The sequence below is a fragment of the Actinoplanes sp. L3-i22 genome (assembly GCF_019704555.1).
Lineage (GTDB): Bacteria > Actinomycetota > Actinomycetes > Mycobacteriales > Micromonosporaceae > Actinoplanes.
On sequence record NZ_AP024745.1, the window covers coordinates 4151280 to 4171626 of the forward strand.

Consider the following 20347-nt stretch of genomic DNA (forward strand, 5'->3'; position numbering starts at 1 on the left):
CGGTCACCGGCGGCGGAATCGTCAGAAGGCCGTGGCGGCGGCCGATGAGACATACATGTCGCACGTCACGCTTCCCACGCGCCCGGCCGACCCGCTGGCGACCATCTCCGCGGACGGCCGATGGTTCGGCGCCGGCCGCAGCGGCGCCGAGGACGGATTCACGGCCGGAGCCGAGGCGACCGTCGCGGCCATCGCCGGCCGGCCGGAGCCGGGACTTCTGCTGGTCTTCGCCCGGGACTGTGTCGACATGCCGTCGCTGCTCGACGGGGTCAGGTCGCAGTGCGGGCCGAACGTCAAGATCGCCGGGTGTTCGACCATCGAGCCGATGGCGGCCTCGGCAGATCCGGCGACGTTCTCGGTGTCCGTCGTGGCGTTCGGTGGCGGCTTCGGCTACGAGATCGACGTGGCACGCGAGGTCGAGGGCACGGAACGGGCCGCCGGCAAGCTGGCCGCCGCGGGACTGGCCCGGCTGAGCCAGCCCAACAAGGTTCTCGTGCTGTTGATCGACCCCGCCCTCGACGACAACGTGGAGATCGTGCGCGGCGCCTACAGCACCGCCGGCGCTGCCGTGCCGCTGGTCGGCGGCCTGGCCAGCGACGACTGGAAGTTCGACCGGACCTGCCAGTTCGCCGGTGACAGCAACGGCGTGCAGGTGCTCCACAACGCTGTCGTCGGCATCGCCATCGGGTCGCCGCAGCCGGTCGGTCTGGGCATCGCCCACGGCTGGCGCCGGGCGGGCGATCCGATGGTCGTCACCGACAGCAGCGGCCTGAAGGTGTACGAGTTCGACAACGAGCCGGCCCTCGACGTCTTCCTCGCGCGGGTGGGCCTGGACGAGTCGGCGCTCACCGGCTCGGACTCGTTCCGGCTGGCGGCGCTGGAGTATCCGCTGGGCGTGGCGACCCGCTCCGGCGAGGAGATCCGTGTCATCCAGGGGGTGGACCTCGCGGACCGTTCGGTGTGGTGTTCGGCCGACATCCCGCAGGGCGGACTGGCCTGGCTGATGGAAGGCGACCCCGACTCCCTGGTGGCCGGCGGCGCCGAGTCGTGCCAGCAGGCGGTACGCACCCTCGGCGGCGCCACGCCGATCGGCTTGCTGACCTTCGACTGCGCGGTGCGCCGGCGCGAACTCGGCCCGGCCGGGGTGCGCCGCGAGTTCGCCGAGATCGAGCGCATCTTCCCGGGCGTACCCTTCGGTGGCTTCTATTCTTACGGCGAGATCGCCCGATACCGTGGCGCCACCGGCATGCATCACCTGACGATGGTCTGTCTTGCTCTCGCCTGAGCCGAGCCCGGCACCGCACCAGTGGTCGACGCTGCAGCTCACCGAGTTCTGCGCCGTTCTGACCGGCAGCGCGCACGAGGACGACGTGCTGCAACTGGCCGTCGAACGCGCGTGCGAGGCCCTGGAGGCGGAGATCGCCGCGGTGGTCATCGACGGCCGGGTGCGTGCCCATTGGGGCCTGGCCGAGGCCGCGGCCGGAAGCGAGGCGCTGCGCACGGTCGGTTCGGCTCGGTCGCTGCAGCTGCCGGAGCTGGGAACGGTGCACACGTTCGCGGCCCGGCTCGGCCGGGGCACCCGGGATTTCCTGGTCGTCGGCCGGCTCGACCTGGCCCTGGCCGGACCGGAACGCCAGACCGTGCAGGCCATGGCCCAGCTGCTGAGCCTGGTGTTGCGGAATCTGCGCGCGCTGACCGCCGAACGGGGGCTGCGCGAGCAGGAACAGGTTCTGCTGCGGGAGAAGGAACGCGAGGCCGCGGAGCGGCTGCGGCTGCTGGAGGAGGTACGCAACCAGCAGCGCCTGCTCGAGCAACTGCTGACCATCCAGCAGGCGGTGTCCGCCCGGCACCCGCTCGCCGAGGTTCTCGACGCGGTCACCGCCGGCGCGGCCGAACTGCTCAATCACCGTCCCGTCCTGCTGGTCCTCGCCGACTCCTCGGACGGCGGGTCGCTGAGCGTGGTCTCCGGCGACGACTCGGCCGCGGCGGCCGATCCCGAAGCTGTTCTGAAGGTCGCCGGCAAGTCGATAGCCAGCCGGTCGCACGTGTCCGCCGATGCGGTCGTGCAGACCCGGGCCGGACGAATCCGGCTGACCGCCGCGCCCGTGTCGGTCGGCGGCGAGATCACCGGAAGCCTGGTCGCCGTGCTCGACGAGGACACCGGCGCCGCTGGGCTGGCCGAGCAGCAGGACCTGTTGGTGGCGTTCGCCCAGCAGGCCAGTCTGGCGCTCACCGACGCCCGGACCGTCGAGGCGGTCACGCAGGCGCACCACGATCCGGTGACCGGCCTGCCGAACCGGACGGTGTTCCTGGAGCGGCTCCGCGAGGCCCTGGCCGAGCGCCGCGACGACATGGTGCTGTTCATCGACCTGGACCGGTTCAAAGCGGTGAACGACAGTCTCGGTCATCGCGCCGGCGACGCCCTGCTGGCCGCCGTGTCGCGCCGCATCAGCCAGCGGCTCAGGCCGGTGGACCTGGCCGCACGCATCGGCGGCGACGAGTTCGCCGTGCTGCTACGCGACATCACCATGACCGGCGCCGTCACGGTGGCCGAGAGTCTCATCGACGCGCTGCGCCAGCCGTTCCGCATCGGTTCCCACGACGCCCTGATCGGGGCCAGCGTGGGTGTGGCCGATCACGCGTCCGCCGGCGGCTCGGCCGAGGACCTGCTCAGCAACGCCGATGTGGCCATGTACATCGCCAAGAAACGCGGCACCTCGCAGGTGGTGGTCTTCGAACCACAGATGCTCGCGGAGACCGTCGCGCGACTCGACCTGGTCGCCGACCTGCGGCGCGCGCTGCACCACGGCGATCTGCGCCTGCACTACCAGCCGCTGATCGACCTCCGCACCCTGCAGCCGGTCGGCGTCGAGGCGCTCATGCGGTGGACCTGCCCGAAACGCGGAGCCGTGCCGCCGGTCGAGTTCATCGCCATCGCCCAGGAGAGTGACCTCATCGTCGACATGGGGCTCTGGGCCCTGCGCGAGGGCATCCGCCAGCTGGCCCGGTGGCGACGAGACTTCCCCGAACTCCGGCTCAACCTCAACATCGCGCCACGACAACTGCTCGACCGGGACTTCGTCTCCCACGTGGCCGAGACGCTGCTCATCGAGGAGGTCCCGGCCACCGCCCTGACCCTGGAGCTGACCGAGACCGCCATGATCAGAGACCCGGAGACCTCCGGGCACCAGATGCGCCGGCTCAAGGAGCTCGGGATCAGGGTCGCGGTGGACGATTTCGGAACGGGCTACTCATCGCTGGCCTACCTGCGTAACTTCCCGGTCGACGAACTCAAGATCGACCGGTCGTTCATCGGCTCCATGAACAGCAGCGCCGAGGATCTGGCCGTGGTGCGGGCGGTCATCGATCTCGCCGAGGCCCTGAAGCTGCAGATCGTCGCCGAAGGGATCGAGGACGCCGGGCAGCTGGCCACGCTACGCCGGCTCGGCTGCCGTTTCGGGCAGGGCTTTCACCTGAGCCGGCCGCTGGATCCCGATGCGGCCTGGCAGCACCTGGCCGCCGCCCGGCACGGCCGGCTCCCGGAGACCGTGCCGGCCGCCGCGGGCATCTCGCACGCCGAGCACCCGACCTGATCGACGTTTCGCCGGCCCGGGTCACGTCGGCGCGATGCCCGAGCCTGCCGTGCGGCCGTCGGCGGGCTGCGGCGTCACCCGGACCGGATCGAGAGCATCGGCGGGCTTCGCGGTCACGGGCGTGCCGGCGGCGTACCGTCGCAATTGTCTTGTGGGTTTGATCTGGAGAACGGCGACGCAGGTCAGCACCAGGGCGCCGCCCAGCAACTGGGTCGGCGTCAGGGACTCGTGCAGGGTCAGGGCTGCCAGCGCGGTGGTGACCAGCGGCTCGAACGTGGACAGGATGGCGGCGGTCGACGGGCCGGTCCGTTTCAGGCCGGCGAAAAATGCCAACATCGCGGCGACGGTGGAAATTACTGCTATGCAGGCCAGCCACAGCCAGGCCGCGGGTGGGAAACGCAGGTCGACGCCGCCGGTGAGGGCCGCCCGCAGCGCCAGGGTCGCGGCGGCGCCGGTCATCACCAGGGTGGACAGCACCAGCGGGGCCATCCGGTGCACGACGGTGTCGGCGACCAGGATGTAGACGGTGTAGGTGAGCGCGGCGCCGAATCCGAGCAGCGCGCCGATCGGGTGGATATTTCCGCCGCCGGCGCCGAGCAGGACCAGCAAGGTTCCGGCGGATGCGGCCAGCAGCGCGGCGATTCTTGCCGGCGTCAGCCGGTCGCGGCCGAGCAGCACGGCGGCGACGGTGACCGTTACCGGATAGGTGTAGAGGATCAGGGACAGCAGTGAGGCGTCCATCCTCCGCAGCGCCGAGAAATACAGGCTCGCCTGGGTGGCGTAGCCGATCGCGCCCAGTGCGAGGGCGGTGGCCGGCACCCGGAATCGGCCGGGCCGCACGTCGCTGACCGGGGCACCGCTGCGGCGCAGGTTCGGGCGGACCAGCAGGACCGCTGCCAGCAGCAACGCGGCCAGGGTGAATCGCACCAGCAACAGTGCGGCGGGCGTGACGCCGGCGTCGTAGGCGAATTTGCCGAAGATCGCCATGGCGCCGAAACAGGCGGCGGAGAGCAGACACAGAATCGGGCCCATGCCGTTCAGGCTCCGGCACCCGATCGAACAGGTCCAGCGATGATTTCCGCAGGTGATTCGTTAGGATTTTCGCATGGTCGCGTTGGATCTACGGCGGCTCGGCTTCCTGCGCGAGTTCGAGGAGCGCGGCACGCTCGGCGCGGTCGCCGCCGCCCTCGGCTACAGCCCGTCGACAATTTCCCAGCAACTCGCGCTGTTGGAGAAAGATGCCGGCACCCGGCTGTTCGAGAAGGCCGGGCGGGGTCTGCGGCTCAACGACGCCGGGCGGTTGCTCGCCCAGCACGCGCGGATCCTGCTGTCGGCGGCCGAAGCGGCCGAGGCGGATCTGGCCGCGCTCAGCGGAGACGTTCGCGGGACGGTGCGCGCCGGCGGGTTGCAGTCGGCGGCGCGACGGCTGCTGGTGCCGGCGGTGGCGCGGATGATGGTCGAGCATCCACGGGTGCGGGTGGAAATTTTCGAACTCGAACTCGAACAGTCACTGCCGGGGCTGCGGCTCGGGGCGGTCGATCTGGTGATCGGCGACGAGTACGACGGGCATCCGCGGCCCCGGCCCGACGGGCTGCGGTACACGATCGCCCTCGAGGAGGCGATCAAGGTGATCCTGCCCGCGGCGCATCCGCTCGCGCGGGACGGGCGTCCGGTTCCGATCACCGGTTTGCGCTCCGACATCTGGACCGCCTCGGCGGAAGGTACCGGGCATCACGCGATGGTGGTGGGAACTTGCCGCACGTTCGGCGGCTACGAGCCGGACCTGCGGCATCGCTCCAACGACGCGGATGTTCAGCTGGAGCTCGTCCGGGCCGGGGCGGCGGTGGCGCTGATGCCGCCGCTCGCGCTGCCTGCCGAGGATCAATTCATTGCGGTACGGGACATCGCGGAGACCAACCTCAAGCGGCGTCTGGTCGTGGTGACCCGGGAGACGCCGGCCGCGCCCGCGTTGACCGCCCTGCTCAGCGCGGTGCGGCGGGGTGCGGCGGAAGCGCGGTGAGGTCGTGCGCTGCGCGGTGGAGGTGAGGCGGGGCGCGCCGCGCTGCGCCGGCGCGGTCGGTGCTGACCAGAGGCTCACGGCGGCGGCTGCTGCTGGACGCCTACCCGGGTGGGGTTCGGCTGACCTGACCATAATGGGCGCGTGATCGAGAAGGCGGCCGATGACGGGAATCTCGACCTGCTGCGCGACCTGATCGACGCCGATCCGCCGCCACCCGACGTGCTGCTGCGGGCCATGGCGACGGCCCGTGCCTGGTTCGGCCGCGACCCGGCGACCGAACTGCGCGAACGGCTCGGCGCGCCGGACGCGACGGTCGAGACCGGGGTGCTGACTTTCGAGGATTACCTGCCGACCGTGCGGTGGGTCCGAGTCGTCGCGCCGGACGGCCGCCGGGTCGAGGTGCGGCTCGCGCACCGGGCGATCGTCACGTTCCTCGAGCGGGCCATCGGCCTCCGGGTGCCTCCGGATGAGCTGCTCGAACGTGCGCTCTGGTCGGGTGACCCGGAGTCGCAGGACTGGTCGCAGGCGGATCTCACGATCCGCCGCCGGGTGCCGATCGAGGAGAGCGCTCAGTGGGCGATCGGCCGGCTCGGCGATCCGGAGCCGCTGGTGCGACGGTTCGCCGCCGGGCTGTTGCATTTGATGAGTTTCGACATCGAGGGGGAGGAGTATGTCGGCGCGCTGCGCGACCGTCTCGGGGTGGAGTCCGACGGTGCGACGCTCTCCTCGGTGATCGGCGCGTACTCCGGCTTCCTCGACGACCGGGTGCTGCCCGAGCTGATCCCGTTCGCCCGCGATCCCCGCGTTGACGTGCGGTGCCGGGTCGCCGGCGAGCTCATGACCGATTCTGACGGGCAGCCGGCCGAGATGCTCGCGGCGCAGTTCGACCTGACCCGGGACGAGGATCCGACCGTGCGACGGGTGGCGCTGGCTGCGCTGATCCACGGCCCGGTCGACGTGCCCGTGATCCGCGAGCTGCTCGCCGTCCACCTGGCCGGCGACGATCGGCAGCTGCGGATCGAAGCGGCGTTCGGCCTCGCGCGGCGCGGGGACGGTCCGGCGTTGGCGGAGTTGCGGCGGCTGGCTCAGGAAGATGGCGACGAGTCGTCGACATGGCACTCCTATTGGGGCGTACTCAATATTCTCGGCCAGCGCTGAGCAGCGGATCGCCGCTGGTCAGAGCCCGCTCGTGGGCACCGCCCGCGAAATTGGCCGGAGAGAGCAGCGAGACCGCTTGTTCCGTGCTGCGCCGGGCCGAGGTGGTCAGTCGAGGCGGGGCGGGTCGGGGCGCGGGGAGTCGAAGAGCGCCCGCAGCGCCGCCACATGCCGGTGATACGCCGCCCGGCCGCCGGGCGTCAGGCTGACCCACGTCCGCACCCGGCCGCGCCCGGTCGGCTTCGACACCTCGATGTGGCCGGCGTCCTGCAGCACCTTCAGATGCTTGCTCAGCACCGAGTCGGCCACCCCGAGCAGGTCGCGCAGGACGCCGAACTCGGTGCTGCTCGTAGCGTCGAGGAACGCGCAGATCCGCAGCCGGTTCGGCGCGTGGATCGTCTCGTCGAACTCCTCGCTCATCCCGCCGTCCGCAGCTGAGCGCGCAATGCGCTGTCGAACCGGCGACCGAGAACGATCGTGCCCACCAGGCCGGCCGCGGCGAGCGGCCACACCGGCCACCGCAGCTCCGTGTACGACCCGAGCAGCCAGGCGGCGACCGCGATGACCCCGATCAGCGCACCCAGCGCGTTCGCCCAGCGACCGGCGCGGCCCGCGTCGAAACCGGACACCCAGACGCCGGTGAGGCTCTTGTACGCCCGGGCGAGCGCGGCCGCACCGGCGACGAAAAGCACCACCGTGACCAGCCGGAGTGCGGTGTTGCCCAGGCCCATGCCGACCACATAGCCGGCGATCAGCAGGCCGAGGATCGGGTGATACCACCACGGAGTCACGAGCCGGTCGGCGACGGCGGCACGGGTGTTGGCGATGGCGTCGAGCTGCTCAGCCGCATTACTTTCCATGCCGGAAAGTCAATCACATTCCAAGACGGAAAACAATTGAGGGTACGGCGTGAGCACCGTCCCCAAGGGATCCGGCGGCGCAGCGCCCCCCGTGTCGCTGCGTGGTCAGGGACCGGGTGGCGCTGCGTGGCCAGAGACCAGGTGGGCGCTGCGTGGCCGGAGGCAGGGTGGCGCTGCGTGGCCAGGGATCAAACGGTGTTGCGTCGCCGGGGATCAGGCGGTGCTGCGCCCCATGGGGATCAGCCGGCCAGGTTCGTCGCGTAGAAGCCGGCGATCTCCTTGACGGCCGGGTCGACGTACTCCGGCTTGTCGTACAGGTCGACGTGGCTGGCGCCCTCGATCCAGACCAGCCGCTTCGGGCCGGTCGCCCGCTGGAACGCCTCGATGGCCATCCACGCGGTGACGGCGCGCCGGCCGACGATGGACAGCAGCGGGCGGTCGCCGAGCAGCGGAACCGCGGCCCACGCGTCGAACAGGGCCAGGTGGTCGATGCTCTGCCAGGGCATCGCCTTGGTCGAGCGGGGATGTTCGCCGCGCGGCGTGCAGTAGTACTCGACGCCTTCGAAGCCGTGCTCGCCGCCCAGCTCACGGCCCTGCTCGGGAGTGGGCGGGAACAGCGGGAAGCTCTGCGGACCGGCGCCGCGGGCCTCGGCGGTGCGGGCCGCCGCAGCCGCGTCCAGCATGCCCTGGAAGACGGCCGGGTCCTGGTCACCATCGGCGCCGAAGCGGAACTGGCGGGCGATGTCGACACCGCTGACCGTGGCGACCGCCTTGATGCGGTGATCGGTAGCGGTCGCGTTCAGGACGTAGCCGCCGGAGGCGCAGATGCCCAGCGCGCCGATCCGGTCGGCGTCGACCTCGGCGCGGGTGGTCAGGTGGCTCACGGCCGCTTTGAGGTCCTCGATGCGGTGCGCCGGGTCCTCCAGGCCGCGCGGCAGGCCCTCGGACTCGCCCTGGTACGCGGCGTCGAAGGCGAGCGCCGCGTAGCCGTGCTCGGCGAGCTTGCCGGCGTAGAGACCGGCAGCCTGCTCCTTCACACCGCTGCCGGGGTGCCCGACCACGACCGCAGGAAACTTCCCGCCGCCGTCGGGCAGGTAAAGATTTCCGGCGATCTGCAGGCCCTGACTGTCGAACGTCACGTCGATTTTGTGCATGGCAAAGCCACCTCTCGTGCGGGTTGGTTTCTTTCCTGCGGTCGGAAACTTTCTTACGGCCGGTTTCTTTCCTTCATCCAGATTCGCTGAAGCCGCGGCCGCGCGCCCCAGGGACGATCCCTGGGCGAGACACCGGGCATGCCCCGGGCGCGGCAACGGCGGGCCGGTGCACCTGGGCGGAACGACGGTCAACAGCCCGGGTGAAGGCGGCGGTCGTAGCCCGGACGGAAATGGCGAGCGGGGGGCACACCGGATGGGCGCGTGGCGCTGGATGGGCGTGGCCCTAGATGGGCGCGTGGTGCTGGATGGGCGTGGCGCCGGAAGGGCGGGGTGACTTGGTGGCTCGGGCGGAGATGGTGGGCGGGGTGCGCTGGATGGGCGGGGCGCCGGAAGGGCGGGGTGATTTGGTGGCTCGGGCGGAAACGGTGGGTGAGAACGCTGGGTGGGCGCGGTGGGTGGGAACGGTGGGTGGGTGCGGTCGTTGGTGGGTCTGGCTGGAGGTGGTGGGTGGTGGGTGATGCGCGGGGCGCGGGGGAGCCGGCTGGGCTGTTGGGTGGTTTTCGGGCCGGCAGGTTTGGATGCGGTCGGGAACTGGCCGCAATGGGGGTGAGCATGGGGGTATGACAGCTACGTGGAAGATCGAGCTCATTCCGGTGCCGGTCACTGACGTGGACCGGGCGAAGGCGTTCTACGAGCGGATCGGGTTCAGCGCCGACATTGACAGTCAGGTGCATGAGGGGCTGCGGTTTGTGCAGTTCACCCCGCCGGGGTCGGCGTGTTCGATTGCGCTGGGGGTGGGCATCACCGACAAGACTCCCGGTACTCAGGAGATTCAGGTCGTGGTGCCGGATGCTCACGACGCGCGCAAGCATCTGCTGGCGGCTGGAGTGGAGGCCAGCGAGGTCGACGCTCAGCCGTGGGGAAATTTCGTGCACTTCCGGGATCCGGATGGCAACAAGTGGTCGCTGCAGGCCATCGCGTCACGACCGAACGGCTGACGGTGTGACTGCGGCGGAGCCGGGGTCAGCGGCGGGCGGCTGACGGTGTGACTGCGGCGGAGCTGGGGTCAGCGGCGGGCGACTGAGCGCGTTTCGGTGGTGCGGCGGGCGATCATCCAGACGGCCTGGGTGAGCAGTACGCCGGCGGCCGCTGTGCCGAATGCGGCGGCGATGCCGAGTGGGGTGAGCAGGACCGCGATCAGGAAGCAGAAGACGGCGAAGCCGGTCAGGCCTCTCATCACGCCGGCCATGGTGCGGATCGCGGCCGGTGAGCCCTGCTGAGCGAGGGCGAACGTGGCGACCACCGTCGTGGCGATCGGGAACGGTGCCAGGATGCCGGTGACCACCGGACCCGCGGCGGCGGCGATCCCGGTGACGAACAGGACCAGGACGGCGGTGGCCGCAGCCCGGCTGGGCAGGTCCCACCACGGCGGCGCCACCGCGCCGGGTTGCGCGACTGCGCCGCGTTGCGCGACTGCGCCCGGTTCCGCGAGCGAGCCCGGTTCCGCGACTGTGCTTGGTTCGGCGACCGCGCCGGGTTGCGCGACTGCGCCGGGTTGCGCGACTGCGCCGGGCTTCGGGAATGCGCCGAGTTCCGCCATCGCGCCGGGTTCCGACGTCGCGCCGGGTGCGGCGGCCGGGTTGTCGACGGCCGCGATCAGTCGGCGGCCGGCCCAGATCGCGGCCAGTACCAGGGCGAGCGCCAAGCCGACCGGTACCGTCCGGCCGGCGGCCAGGACATCGGCCAGGCCGGTCGCCAGCCACGAGAGAGCGAGCGCCGCGGGCCAGCGCCGGCGGCGGCTCGCGTAGGCGAAGACCACGGCGAACACCGCCAGCGACACCAGCCCGAGCAGCGACGCCGATGCTGCCCGGGCGCCGAAGCGCACGCCCTGCTCCAGGCAGGTGATCAGCAGGATCGGCCCGGCCACGATCGGGAACGCCACCAGCATCCCGGCGACCTGACCACCCCAGCGGCGGCCGGCCAGGGACGAGACGACGACCAGCAGCGGTGCGAGCGCGACCTTGAGCAGCAGCGTCACCGTCATGCCGAGACGCCGACGGCCAGAAACCTGAAGATCACCCGGGGAGTCTAGTGGCCCGGGCCAATGGTCAACCTGGACGGGAGCAGGTGCCCAGCAGGCGGGTCAGGTGGGTGCGGACGGCGTCGGCGGGGGAGCCGTCGGCGATCATCCCCCAGGTGATCAGGGCGCCGTTGTAGGCCGCGTGCACCGCCCGGGGCAGCTCCGGGTCCGACGATCGCAGCACGCCGGCGATCGCCCGCTCGACGGCCCGCGCGTACCCCCGGGTGACCTCCCGGAACTCCGGATCCGACACATCCAGCAGCAGGAACTGCAGGTGGTTGGCGAACTCGGCGGGACTGGTGATCGTCGCGGCCAGCCCGGCGAACAACTCGATCAGGGCGGGCGTGTCCGGCACCGCGGCGATCCGGGCGGGCAGCTCGGCGGCGCTGCGCCGGGCCAGGGCCAGCAGCAGCCCGCGTTTGGAGCCGAACCGTTGGGACAGCGCGGCGGCGGTCACCCCGGCGCGGGCGCCGATCCGGGCGAGGGTGACCGCGGCCGGGCCGGATTCGGCGACGGCGGCCGCGGCGGCGTCGAGGAGGGCGTCGTCGGTGACGGTGCGGGGGCGAACCATGTTCCGCATATTACTAAATGGTGGTTCACTAACTCCATGACTACAGCAAAACTTCAGGGGCGCGTGGCGCTCGTGGCCGGTGCGACCCGGGGCGCCGGCCGGGGGATCGCGGTCGAACTGGGTACGGCCGGAGCCGTCGTCTACGTGAGCGGGCGCAGCACCCGGGCGTCGCGTTCGGACCTGGACCGGCCGGAGACCATCGAGGAGACCGCCGAGCTGGTCACCGCGGCCGGCGGGCAGGGCATCCCGGTGCGCTGCGACCACGAGGACGAGGAGCAGGTGCAGGCGCTGGTCGGACGGGTCGAGGCCGGGCACGGGCGGCTCGACGTCCTGGTCAACGACGTGTGGGGCGGGGATCCGCTGAGCGAGTGGGGCACACCGTTCTGGGAGATGGACCTGGGCAAGGCCCGGGCCATGTGGGTACGGGCGGTGTTCACGCACATGGTGACCAGCCGATACACGGTGCCGCTGATGCTGCGGACCCGGGGTGGCCTGCTCGTCGAGATCACCGACGGGGTCGGCCGCGAATATCGGGGCAATCTTGCGTACGACCTGGCCAAGACCGCCGTGAACCGGCTCGCCCTGGCGCAGGCCGAGGAGTTGCGCGAGCACGGGATCACCGCGCTCGCGGTGACCCCCGGCTTCCTGCGCAGCGAGGCGATGCTCGACATCTTCGGCGTCACCGAGCAGAACTGGCGCGACGGCGGCCGGCGGGATCCGCACTTCCTGGCCTCGGAGACGCCGCGGTACGTGGGCCGGGCGGTCGCCGCGCTGGCCGGCGATCCCGCGGTGGCGAAACGGGCCGGCCAGGTCCTCACGTCATGGGACCTGGCCGAGGAGTACGGCTTCACCGACCTCGACGGCCGCCAGCCCCACTGGGACCGCCACATGCGCGGCGAATAACCGAGCCGGTAACCGAGCCGGTCAGGCGCTGGCGGCGGCCTGCTGAGCCTGCCAGATCGCGATCTGGACGCCGACCACGAAGACCTGCAACGGCAGCGACAGCCCGGGCAACTCGGCCTCGACACCACCGGACCAGGCGCTCGTGCGATGCATCGACCCGGTCGGCACCCCGTCGGTCAGCAACTCCTGACGATTGCCGAAAAAAGAGGCACGGCGGAATTCATACGTACGGCCGTCGGCCCGCATCGTCCAGTGTTTCCGGCCGGCCCGCTCGACCAGGGCGACCTCGGTGCCGGTCTGATCGAACATCCGGTACTTGGTGCCCCAGCCGTTCGCCCGCACCTGGAAACGGCGGCCGTCGATCTCGAAGTCGCCACCGTTGCGCCACCACGACGGATCCCAGACGGTGACCGGGCGGCCGTCCGACTCGATCTCGTAGCGGCCGCGCCACATGCTTGCTCTCCTGGCGGTCAACATAGCCCGAGCGTAAACCGGGTCTGCCAGCCCAGCGGGCGGCGCGGATGCGGTTGGGGCGGGGCTCCGGCCGTACCCAAGCAAGGGTAATCGGCTGTGGAGGGTTTCGCTAAGCGATCTTGTGTTTTATTGTGCTGGTGTGTCTCGACTTCGTATTGGTCCTGCTGCCGCGTATCTGGGTGTGCATCCGGTGACATTGCGCCGGTGGGCGAACGAGGACCGGATTGGGTTCGTGTGGGTGGGTCGGGAACGACGGTTCGACACCGAGGTCCTGGATGCGTTCAGCGGGGTTCGTCCTGAGGATGGTGTCCGGCGGGAGGTGTTGTATCTGCGGGTGTCGGGGTCTTCGGGTCAGGAGACGTCGCTGGTGTCGCAGGAGACCGAGTTGCGGGCGTCGTCGAGGGGCGAGGTAGTTGCGGTGTTTAAAGACCGGGCGTCGGGGCTGCGGGAGAACCGTCCCGGTCTGGGTAGGCTGCTGGCCGCGGCGGCTGGGGGTGAGTTCACGGTGGTTCGGGTGACGCACGAGGACAGGCTTGCCCGGTTCGGGGTGGGCTGGCTGCGCATGTTGTTGTCGCGTGATGGTGTGGCCGTGGAGGTTTTGCATCCGAAGGGGTCAGCCGGGGGCCGGGAGGAACTGCTGGCTGATTTCATGGCGTTGGTCGCGACGTTTGCGGGCCGGTTGTACGGCATCCGGTCGCGGGAGACCCGCCAGCGGCTACTCGCTGAAGCTGCCGGAGACCGGCCCTGAAACCGGCCGTGGTGTCGGTGACCGCGACGGCGACGTGCACCGCGTTGCGAGGCACCGTCGTCACCGGGACGCCGGACAAGCCAGGCACGACCGCGCCGGTCACGGCACGGATCCTCGCCGAGCGGGTCGGATGGCTGGCTGGCCTGGTGCAGAAGATGGCGTCCGAGAGTCTTTCGCGGGTGTGGACGGACACCTGCCTGGCCGAGGTGGAAACTGGCGTGGACGCGGTCGGTCGTCGTCTGCCGTCGCATGGGTATAAGGCGGTCCGGCGTCTCGGGTGGGCCGCGTCCGCTGCGGCCGGGGTGTACACCTGCGATCGGGTGCGGTGTGTCGCGGACGAGGAAGTCGCGCGGGCGATGCGGCTGGCCGTGCACCGCCGGGCGGTTCTCGCCGCTCTCGTCGGCAGCTGGCCGGCGGACCCAGCGCGGCGGACAGCCGAGGAGTGGAAGACTCTGCGCGCCGTCCTGCCGGCCGGCGTCGACAACGCGACGATCCGTAACCGCACCAGGCAGATCGTTGCGTTCACCGGTGAGCACGCACGGCTGCCCGGTTCGGTGTGCGAGCTCGAGGCGCCGCCTCGGGTAGCGGCCCAGGTGCTGCTCGCCGCGGCGGACAAGCAACTCGTGCGGGTGCACCGCGATGATGCGTCGAGCGTGCGGGTGTGGGTTCAGCTGCCGACCGTTGCAGCCCCGGTCTCGCGCCGGGACTGGGCGTGGCATGCCTTGCAGGTCAAGCTCCCGCCGACCGTTGCTGCCGGGGTGAAGCTGAGCCCGCCGACGCTGCGCGTGCGCGCCGATCGTGTGCGGGTGGATCTGCCGTTCACCCAGCCTGTCGCGGTGGCGCCGCTGACCGGGCACACCCGGGCGGTGGCCGCGGACTGGGGCCTCAACACTCTGCTCACCGCCACCTACGGCACCCTCGACCCTGACGGCACGGTCGTGTCGTCGGGCCGGGCGTTGCGATACGACGCCGCCGGTGTGTCCCGCAAACTCGACCGGCTCCGCCACGAACGTGAACACCTGAAGACCCGGATCGTGCACCAGCAGAAACTCGCCGCCCGCCGGAACACCACCGACCAGGCCCTGACGGACAAACTCGCCACACTCGAGACAGAACACGACCGGGTTTGCCGCAAGATCCGCAAGATCGGTAACGAACTTGCCTGGTCCGCGGCGCGCTGGCTGATCGACCAGGCCCTGGCCACTGGCGCGAGCGTTGTCTACCTGGAGGACCTGACCGACCTGCAAGCCGGTGGCCTGTCCCGCAGCTGGAACCGCAGGATGTCCGGTGCGACCCGGGGAACCCTCGTCGACGCGCTGCGGCACCTCGGACAGAAAGATCGGGTAGCCGTCGTCACCGTGCCCGCGCGCGGCACCAGCTCAGGGTGCCCACGATGCGAGGCAAAGGTCAAACACGTCAAGGCCCCGGATCGCCCAGCGGTCCGCGGGTACCGTTGGGCGCTCTGCGGGTGCGGGCACAGCACCGACCGGGACTTCTCCGCCGCCCAGCGGATCCTCGCCCGCGGCCTCGCCGGCCAGGCGCAGACCCGCCGGAACAGGGCCGGGCACCCCAGTATTCGTGAAACCGTCGACCGGCCGGTCCTGCGCCGCAACACACCGACGGTCCGTCCCGCTCTACGCGCCCCGTACTCCCGGGACAAATCCGGGCCGACTCCGCGGCGGGTACCACGCCGCGGCCGAAGTTTCACCCCTGACGCCCAGGCGGCGCAGGGATCCCGCCCCACACCATCATCGGTGGCCGGTGTGTCGAACCGTCCGGCGGGACGGGCACCCCAGAACCCCACCCCGGTGGATGTTCAGGTCCCGGCAACGATTCCTTCCAACCCACCACGCACCCACAAAGTGCGCGGGGCCGTCCTCGGCAGAGGCTTCCACTACCACGTGACCAGCACCCCTATCCAAGGACGTGCACAACGGTCACGCGGTCATGGAACACCCGGTTCGCTGAAGATCGCACAAGGAATCTGAGACGGTTTAGGACCGCAGGTCGTGGATCAGGCCGGCGAGGGTGTCGACCTCGGGCGCCGGGCCGTTGTGCAGCTCGATCGCCTCGATGAAGGTGGACCACAGGTCCGGCGCCGGCGAACGGTCCATGACGGTGATCAGGTTGACGACCCGGTAGTGCAGCGAGTCGTTGCCGTCGGAGGCCAGCGCGTTGCGGACCCGGGCCGGCAGCTCGGCGATGATGCGGTCGAGGCGCGCGCCGTTGCTGACATAGGGGACGGCGAGCACGGCCTCCGCCAGGTCACGGCGTTCCGTCCGGGTCAGCGGGCGATGCCCGTTGGTCGCCGCCTTGGCCACGGCGGGAACCGGAGGCGGCGAGGGAGCAGAAACCGGCGGCGCCGGGATGGGGGCCGGCTTCAGGATGTGGACGGTGACCGGGTTCAGGGTGGGGCCGTCGGCGAGGTAGCGGGTCGCGGCCTGAGCGGCCAGCGCGAAATACCACCAGGCCGCCTCCGGATCGCCCGGCTGGGCCCGCGGGACGAACATCAGCGCGCAGCCGACCAGCGCGAGCAACTGCTCGACCTGCCAGTCGTCGCCACGCTCCCCGTCGGCGTAGGCGTCCGCGCCGCCGAGCCGGATGTTCTCCACCGCGCTGACCAGCGTCGCCGGGAGCCGCTCGCCGCCGGTCCCGTCGACCAGGAACACGGCGAGCCGGTGCCGGGCCGCGTTGTCGAGCTTCGGCAGGTGCAGGTCGACGATCGACAGCAGCAGGTGCATCGGGTCGCGGGCCAGCGGGGCGTCGGTCGCGAAGGTGGTCAGATCGATGAACCGGAAGAGCTCCGGCGCCGAGCCGTCGCGCGGCACGATCACGTTGTCGATGTGCAGGTCGCCGTGGCACAGCCCGGTGGTCAGCGGCACCCGGAGCCGGGCCACCGAGCCCACGTCGCGCAGCAGGGCGATCGGGTTGACCAGCGGATCCTGGAACCGGGACAGGCTCAGGTGCAGCGAGCGCGGCCGGGCGATCTCCGGCTGGTCGTCCAGCCAGCGGGTCAGCCGGTGCCCGGGGCGCAGGCGGTAGCCGAGCACCGTGGACAGGAACTCGCCCGGCGAGACCGGCCGGGTGCTCAGCGGGCTGCGGGCGGCCGGGGCGTTCCAGTCGGCGAGCGCCGCGCGGACGATCTCGCGGACCGCGGGGCCGATCGCGGCGCTGTCGTGGTGCCGGCGCAGGCCCGCGTGCCCGGTCAGGCTGCCGTTGGCGACGCCCTGGAACAGCAGCATGCCGCCGTCGGCCATCACGATCGGGTCGTAGACGATCTCGACCAGGTGCAGGTCCCGGAACGCCGGGGGCGACACGTGCAGGGCCCGGTTGTGCGCGCCCGGCTCGCGGGCCGGGCCGTCCGGCTCCGGTGGGCAGAACTTGAGGACGGCGGCCTGCACGCGGCCGCGGTCGTGGACCCGGACGGGCAGCAGTGCCGCGCCGCTCAGGCCGCTCATCGGGTCGCCGGCGGGCACCACCCGCCGGTTCGTCGATTTCTCCCACATCGAGAGCGCGTGCTGGGCCCGCTCGCCCAGGACGGTACGGATCGGATCTGTCATCGCACCTCCCCAAAGGCCTCAACGAACGCGCCGACCGGGCGTCACTGTGGGATGTCCCGATCATAGGGAACACATGCCGGTCGTTCCGAACGCATCGACGAAGCGGTCCGGTGAAGTAGGATTTCGGTGTCCGTGGATGGGTGGGAGCCGCGCACATCCATGTCGGACCGGTGAGGCGAAACGGCGCGGCCGCCGGAGGCGACTGTGGATCAGCTCGAACAGGGCGTCGAACCAGGCCTGCCCGACCTCAGCACGACGTCACTCGACCTGGTGCTGCACAGTGAGAACCCGGTTCTCGCCTACCAGCTGCGCCGGATCGAACGCGAGATGCAGGACGAGGGGGAGATTCTCGCGGCCGGCTTCCAGTCAGCTCTCTGACGTCATGCGTGCCGCCGACGGGACCTTGGGGCAGTTCGTGCTCAAGGTGGCGAGCCGGTGTGACCTGGGCTGCGACTACTGCTACGTGTACCGGATGGCGGATCGGTCGTACGCCCGGCAGCCGCGTTTCATGAGCCGGGCGACGCTGGGCCGCACCGCCGAGCGGATCGCCGAGCACGCCGCGGCCCATCGGCTGCGCCGGGTGCGGATGGTCTTCCACGGTGGCGAGCCGATGCTGGCCGGCCCGGCGTATCTGGCCGAGGCAGCTCGTACGCTGCGGGCCGCCCTGCCGCCGGGCGTCGAGGCCGAGCTGTCGGTGCAGACCCACGGCGGGTTGCTCGACGAGCCGTTCCTCGAGGTGCTCGACGAGCACCGGATCCGGGTCGGGGTGAGCCTGGACGGCGACGCCCGCCACCACGACCGGCACCGGCTGCTGCGCACCGGGCAGGGCAGCTACGAGCAGACCGCGCGCGGGTTGCGGCTGCTGACCTCGGAGCGGTTCCGGCATCTGTTCGCCGGCCTGTTGTGCGTGGTGGATCTGGCCAACGACCCGATTGAGGTGTACCGGGCGCTGCTGGCGTTCCGGCCACCGGTGGTGGACTTCCTGCTGCCGCACGCCAACTGGACCCGGCCACCACCCGGGCTCGCCGGGGCCGGGCCCGCGCCGTACGGGAAATGGTTGTGCAAGGTTTTTGATCGTTGGTACGACGCGCCCGCGCCGGAGACGACGGTTCGCCTGTTCAGCGACCTGATCCGGGGCTACACCGGGCGCCCGGCCCGCAGCGAGCAGATCGGGCTGAGCCCACCGGGGTTCGCCGTGATCGACACCGACGGCGCGTTGCAGCAGGTGGACACGCTGAAGTCGGTGCGCCCGGGGGCGGCCGACACCGGCCTGCACGTCGCGACGCACAGCATGGACGAGGTGGCCGGGCATCCCGACGTGCGCGCCCGCGGCCGGGGCCTGGCCGGTTTGTGCGCCACCTGCCGGTCCTGCCCGCTGGTCCGGATCTGCGGGGGAGGGGCCTACGTGCATCGTTTCGGCCCGGCCGGTGACTTCGGCAATCCCTCGGTCTACTGCCACGACATGGCCGCTCTGATCCGGCACGCTGTTCGGCGCCTCGCCGCCGACCTCGGGCCGGCCGCATGACCGGCGTCCACCGGATCGCGCCGCCCGCTCTCACCGCTCTGGCCTCGGCCTCGCCCGTGCTGGCCGGTCTGGGCCCGGCCCGGCTCAGCCGGCATCTGGTGCAGATCCGGGCGCTGGCCGACCAGGTGCGCGCGAGCGCGGCCGGCGCGGGGGAGCGGGCCGGGCTCGACGGCAGCCTGGCCGCGCTGGTCACCATCCAGCGGGCCGCCGAGGGCCCGGTCGCCGAGCTGCTCGGCGCGCCCGAGGTCGGGGCCTGGTCGGCGTGGTGCCTGCGCCGGCTGTTCGGGACGGTCAGCGACGCCGAGCCGCTGGTGACCGATCTTGCCCATCTCGGCGCGCTCGCGGTCACCGCCGCCGTGATCACCGGGCGGCGTGCCGAGGTGGTGGTGCCGGTGCGGGCCGGGTGGCTGGTGCTGCCGTCGCTGGGCCGGTTCCGGGTGACCCGGGCGCCGGGGTCCGCGCTGGCGCGGGCGCGGCGCGACGACTCCGGGCTGACCGTGGACGGCCCGGACGGCACGATGCACCTGGCCGTGGAGCGGGGCCGGCCGGCCGGCGCCGGGTGGGAGCCGATGCACCGGGTCCGCCTGGACGCCGACCCGCCGGTCGGCCTGGTGATCGACGACATCACGCCGTACCGGCGGCTCTACGGCTATCCGGCCAGCGACCGGCTGCCGCCGGAGGAGCTGGACCTGTGGCGCGACCTGGTGCACCGGGCGTGGCACCGGCTGCGCGGCCGGCACCGGCCGTGGGCCACCGCGTTCGGCCGGCTGATCAGCGTGCTGGCGCCGCTGGCCCCGCGCGCCACCGCGGAGGGGATCAGCTCCACCGCCCGCGACAGCATCGGCGCGATCGCGCTGACCCGGCCGGTCGATCCGCGCGAGCTGGCGGTGACGTTCGTGCACGAGCTGCAGCACAACTACGTCAACATCCTGCACGACATCGGGCCGCTGTTCCGGGCCGGCGGCGCCGAACGGCTCTACTCGCCGTGGCGTGACGACCCGCGCCCGGTCGCCGGGCTGCTGCACGGCGCGGTCGCGTTCCTCGGCGTGGCCGACTTCTGGCGGCGCGAGCTCGGCGCCGGCGACCGGGTGGCCGAGCTGGAGTTCGCGGTGACGGCCGCGCAGGTCCGGATCGGGCACCGGACGCTGATGGGCTCGGCCGGTGACCTGACCGACGCCGGGCGGGCGCTGGCCGGCTCGATCGGGGCGACGCTCGACGAGCTGGAGGCGCAGCCGGTCGGCCCGGCGGTCCGGCGGGTCACCCGGGACATCGTCCGCGAGCACCGGGCGGCCTGGCAGGTCGCGCACCTGCCGCCGGCCGAGGACGAGGTGCTCGCGCTGCTGGCCGGCCGGGCGGTCGCGCCCGGGTGGGAGCGGCCGGGGACGGTCTCCGACCAGCCGCTGGTGCCGAGCCGGCTGCGGCAGCTGGCGCAGCGGTGGCTGACCCACGCGGACGTGAGCGGGGAGCGGGACTCGGCGATGGACGTGGCGGCGATCGCCGGGCGCTACCGCGAGGCCGCGCGCGGCTACGCGGCGCGGCTGACCGTCGACCCCGCCGACGTGCGGGCGATCGCCGGGCTGGTGGTCAGCGCCGAGCGGCTCGGGCCGGCGCCGGTGCACCCGCAGGTGCTGGCCCAGGCGCTGCGCCGCACCGACGAGGCCGGGCGGGCCGAGATCCTGCGCCGGTGGACGGCGCCGGGGTGAG

At 71.7% G+C, this 20347-nt stretch carries 19 protein-coding genes; 11 read left to right on the forward strand and 8 right to left on the reverse strand.

Translation table 11 applies throughout. The features are described from left to right. Nucleotides 1-55: 55 nt before the first annotated feature. Together L3i22_RS18210 and L3i22_RS18215 are read left to right on the forward strand one after the other, a co-directional pair. Entirely contained in the window at nucleotides 56-1285 is a 1230-nt protein-coding gene (locus L3i22_RS18210) for an FIST signal transduction protein (protein WP_221328151.1), read from the forward strand. Further along, on the forward strand, nucleotides 1272-3593 hold the full coding sequence (locus tag L3i22_RS18215; RefSeq protein WP_221328152.1) for a bifunctional diguanylate cyclase/phosphodiesterase: 2322 nt from the start codon (nucleotides 1272-1274) through the stop codon (nucleotides 3591-3593). The genes L3i22_RS18210 and L3i22_RS18215 overlap by 14 nt, the downstream gene beginning before the upstream one ends. Nucleotides 3594-3614: 21 nt before the next feature. On the opposite strand, the gene L3i22_RS18220 is transcribed toward L3i22_RS18215, so the two are convergent. Further along, the gene (locus tag L3i22_RS18220) at nucleotides 3615-4625 is read right to left on the reverse strand and encodes a DMT family transporter (protein ID WP_221328153.1); all 1011 of its coding nucleotides are present in this window, start codon (nucleotides 4623-4625) and stop codon (nucleotides 3615-3617) included. 73 nt (nucleotides 4626-4698) lie between these two features. Between L3i22_RS18220 and L3i22_RS18225 the strand changes: the two genes are divergently transcribed. Both L3i22_RS18225 and L3i22_RS18230 read left to right on the forward strand, forming a co-directional pair. Beyond that, nucleotides 4699-5613 carry a LysR family transcriptional regulator gene (locus tag L3i22_RS18225; RefSeq protein ID WP_221328154.1) on the forward strand — a complete coding sequence of 305 codons (915 nt, stop codon included), beginning with the start codon at nucleotides 4699-4701 and terminating at the stop codon, nucleotides 5611-5613. Nucleotides 5614-5754: 141 nt separating this feature from the next. After that, nucleotides 5755-6771 (forward strand): hypothetical protein, encoded by a 1017-nt coding sequence (locus L3i22_RS18230; protein WP_221328155.1) that lies wholly within the window; start codon nucleotides 5755-5757, stop codon nucleotides 6769-6771. A gap of 105 nt (nucleotides 6772-6876) precedes the next feature. Here the strand turns inward: L3i22_RS18230 and L3i22_RS18235 are convergent, their stop codons facing one another. The 3 genes from L3i22_RS18235 to L3i22_RS18245 all read right to left on the reverse strand — a co-directional run bounded on the left by L3i22_RS18235 (nucleotide 6877) and on the right by L3i22_RS18245 (nucleotide 8782). Further along, on the reverse strand, nucleotides 6877-7188 hold the full coding sequence (locus tag L3i22_RS18235) for a transcriptional regulator (RefSeq protein WP_221328156.1): 312 nt from the start codon (nucleotides 7186-7188) through the stop codon (nucleotides 6877-6879). Further along, a complete protein-coding gene (locus L3i22_RS18240) occupies nucleotides 7185-7628 on the reverse strand; it encodes a hypothetical protein (protein WP_221328157.1) in 444 nt (147 codons plus the stop codon). The genes L3i22_RS18235 and L3i22_RS18240 overlap by 4 nt, the downstream gene beginning before the upstream one ends. Nucleotides 7629-7867: 239 nt before the next feature. After that, nucleotides 7868-8782, reverse strand: a complete 915-nt coding sequence (locus L3i22_RS18245) for an alpha/beta hydrolase (RefSeq protein WP_221328158.1) — start codon at nucleotides 8780-8782, stop codon at nucleotides 7868-7870. 620 nt (nucleotides 8783-9402) lie between these two features. Here L3i22_RS18245 and L3i22_RS18250 point away from each other — a divergent pair. Further along, nucleotides 9403-9780, forward strand: a complete 378-nt coding sequence (locus L3i22_RS18250) for a VOC family protein (protein ID WP_221328159.1) — start codon at nucleotides 9403-9405, stop codon at nucleotides 9778-9780. A gap of 68 nt (nucleotides 9781-9848) precedes the next feature. Here L3i22_RS18250 and L3i22_RS18255 read toward each other — a convergent pair whose 3' ends face one another. Beyond that, nucleotides 9849-10826, reverse strand: a complete 978-nt coding sequence (locus L3i22_RS18255) for a hypothetical protein (RefSeq protein WP_221328160.1) — start codon at nucleotides 10824-10826, stop codon at nucleotides 9849-9851. A gap of 64 nt (nucleotides 10827-10890) precedes the next feature. Further along, nucleotides 10891-11433, reverse strand: a complete 543-nt coding sequence (locus tag L3i22_RS18260) for a TetR/AcrR family transcriptional regulator (protein WP_221328161.1) — start codon at nucleotides 11431-11433, stop codon at nucleotides 10891-10893. Nucleotides 11434-11469: 36 nt separating this feature from the next. Here L3i22_RS18260 and L3i22_RS18265 point away from each other — a divergent pair, with 36 nt between their 5' ends. Continuing rightward, entirely contained in the window at nucleotides 11470-12336 is an 867-nt protein-coding gene (locus tag L3i22_RS18265) for an SDR family oxidoreductase (RefSeq protein WP_221328162.1), read from the forward strand. Nucleotides 12337-12357: 21 nt separating this feature from the next. On the opposite strand, the gene L3i22_RS18270 is transcribed toward L3i22_RS18265, so the two are convergent. Then, the gene (locus L3i22_RS18270) at nucleotides 12358-12813 is read right to left on the reverse strand and encodes a hypothetical protein (RefSeq protein WP_221328163.1); all 456 of its coding nucleotides are present in this window, start codon (nucleotides 12811-12813) and stop codon (nucleotides 12358-12360) included. Between the two features lie 136 nt (nucleotides 12814-12949). Here L3i22_RS18270 and L3i22_RS18275 point away from each other — a divergent pair, with 136 nt between their 5' ends. Together L3i22_RS18275 and L3i22_RS18280 are read left to right on the forward strand one after the other, a co-directional pair. Next, a complete protein-coding gene (locus L3i22_RS18275) occupies nucleotides 12950-13558 on the forward strand; it encodes an IS607 family transposase (RefSeq protein ID WP_221328164.1) in 609 nt (202 codons plus the stop codon). A 17-nt stretch (nucleotides 13559-13575) separates the two neighbouring features. After that, entirely contained in the window at nucleotides 13576-15546 is a 1971-nt protein-coding gene (locus L3i22_RS18280) for a zinc ribbon domain-containing protein (protein ID WP_221328165.1), read from the forward strand. A 6-nt stretch (nucleotides 15547-15552) separates the two neighbouring features. Here L3i22_RS18280 and L3i22_RS18285 read toward each other — a convergent pair whose 3' ends face one another. After that, nucleotides 15553-17118 (reverse strand): aminoglycoside phosphotransferase family protein, encoded by a 1566-nt coding sequence (locus L3i22_RS18285; protein ID WP_221328166.1) that lies wholly within the window; start codon nucleotides 17116-17118, stop codon nucleotides 15553-15555. 204 nt (nucleotides 17119-17322) lie between these two features. On the opposite strand from L3i22_RS18285, the gene L3i22_RS18290 reads away from it, so the two are divergent. Genes L3i22_RS18290 through L3i22_RS18300 form a run of 3 tightly spaced genes read left to right on the forward strand, consistent with a single transcriptional unit; the run spans nucleotide 17323 to nucleotide 20346 of the window. Continuing rightward, complete coding sequence (locus L3i22_RS18290) at nucleotides 17323-17496, forward strand: hypothetical protein (RefSeq protein ID WP_221328167.1); 174 nt, start codon at nucleotides 17323-17325, stop codon at nucleotides 17494-17496. A 4-nt stretch (nucleotides 17497-17500) separates the two neighbouring features. Beyond that, nucleotides 17501-18643, forward strand: a complete 1143-nt coding sequence (locus L3i22_RS18295; RefSeq protein ID WP_221328168.1) for an FxsB family cyclophane-forming radical SAM/SPASM peptide maturase — start codon at nucleotides 17501-17503, stop codon at nucleotides 18641-18643. Next, complete coding sequence (locus L3i22_RS18300) at nucleotides 18640-20346, forward strand: HEXXH motif-containing putative peptide modification protein (protein ID WP_221328169.1); 1707 nt, start codon at nucleotides 18640-18642, stop codon at nucleotides 20344-20346. The genes L3i22_RS18295 and L3i22_RS18300 overlap by 4 nt, the downstream gene beginning before the upstream one ends. Nucleotide 20347: the final 1 nt, after the last annotated feature.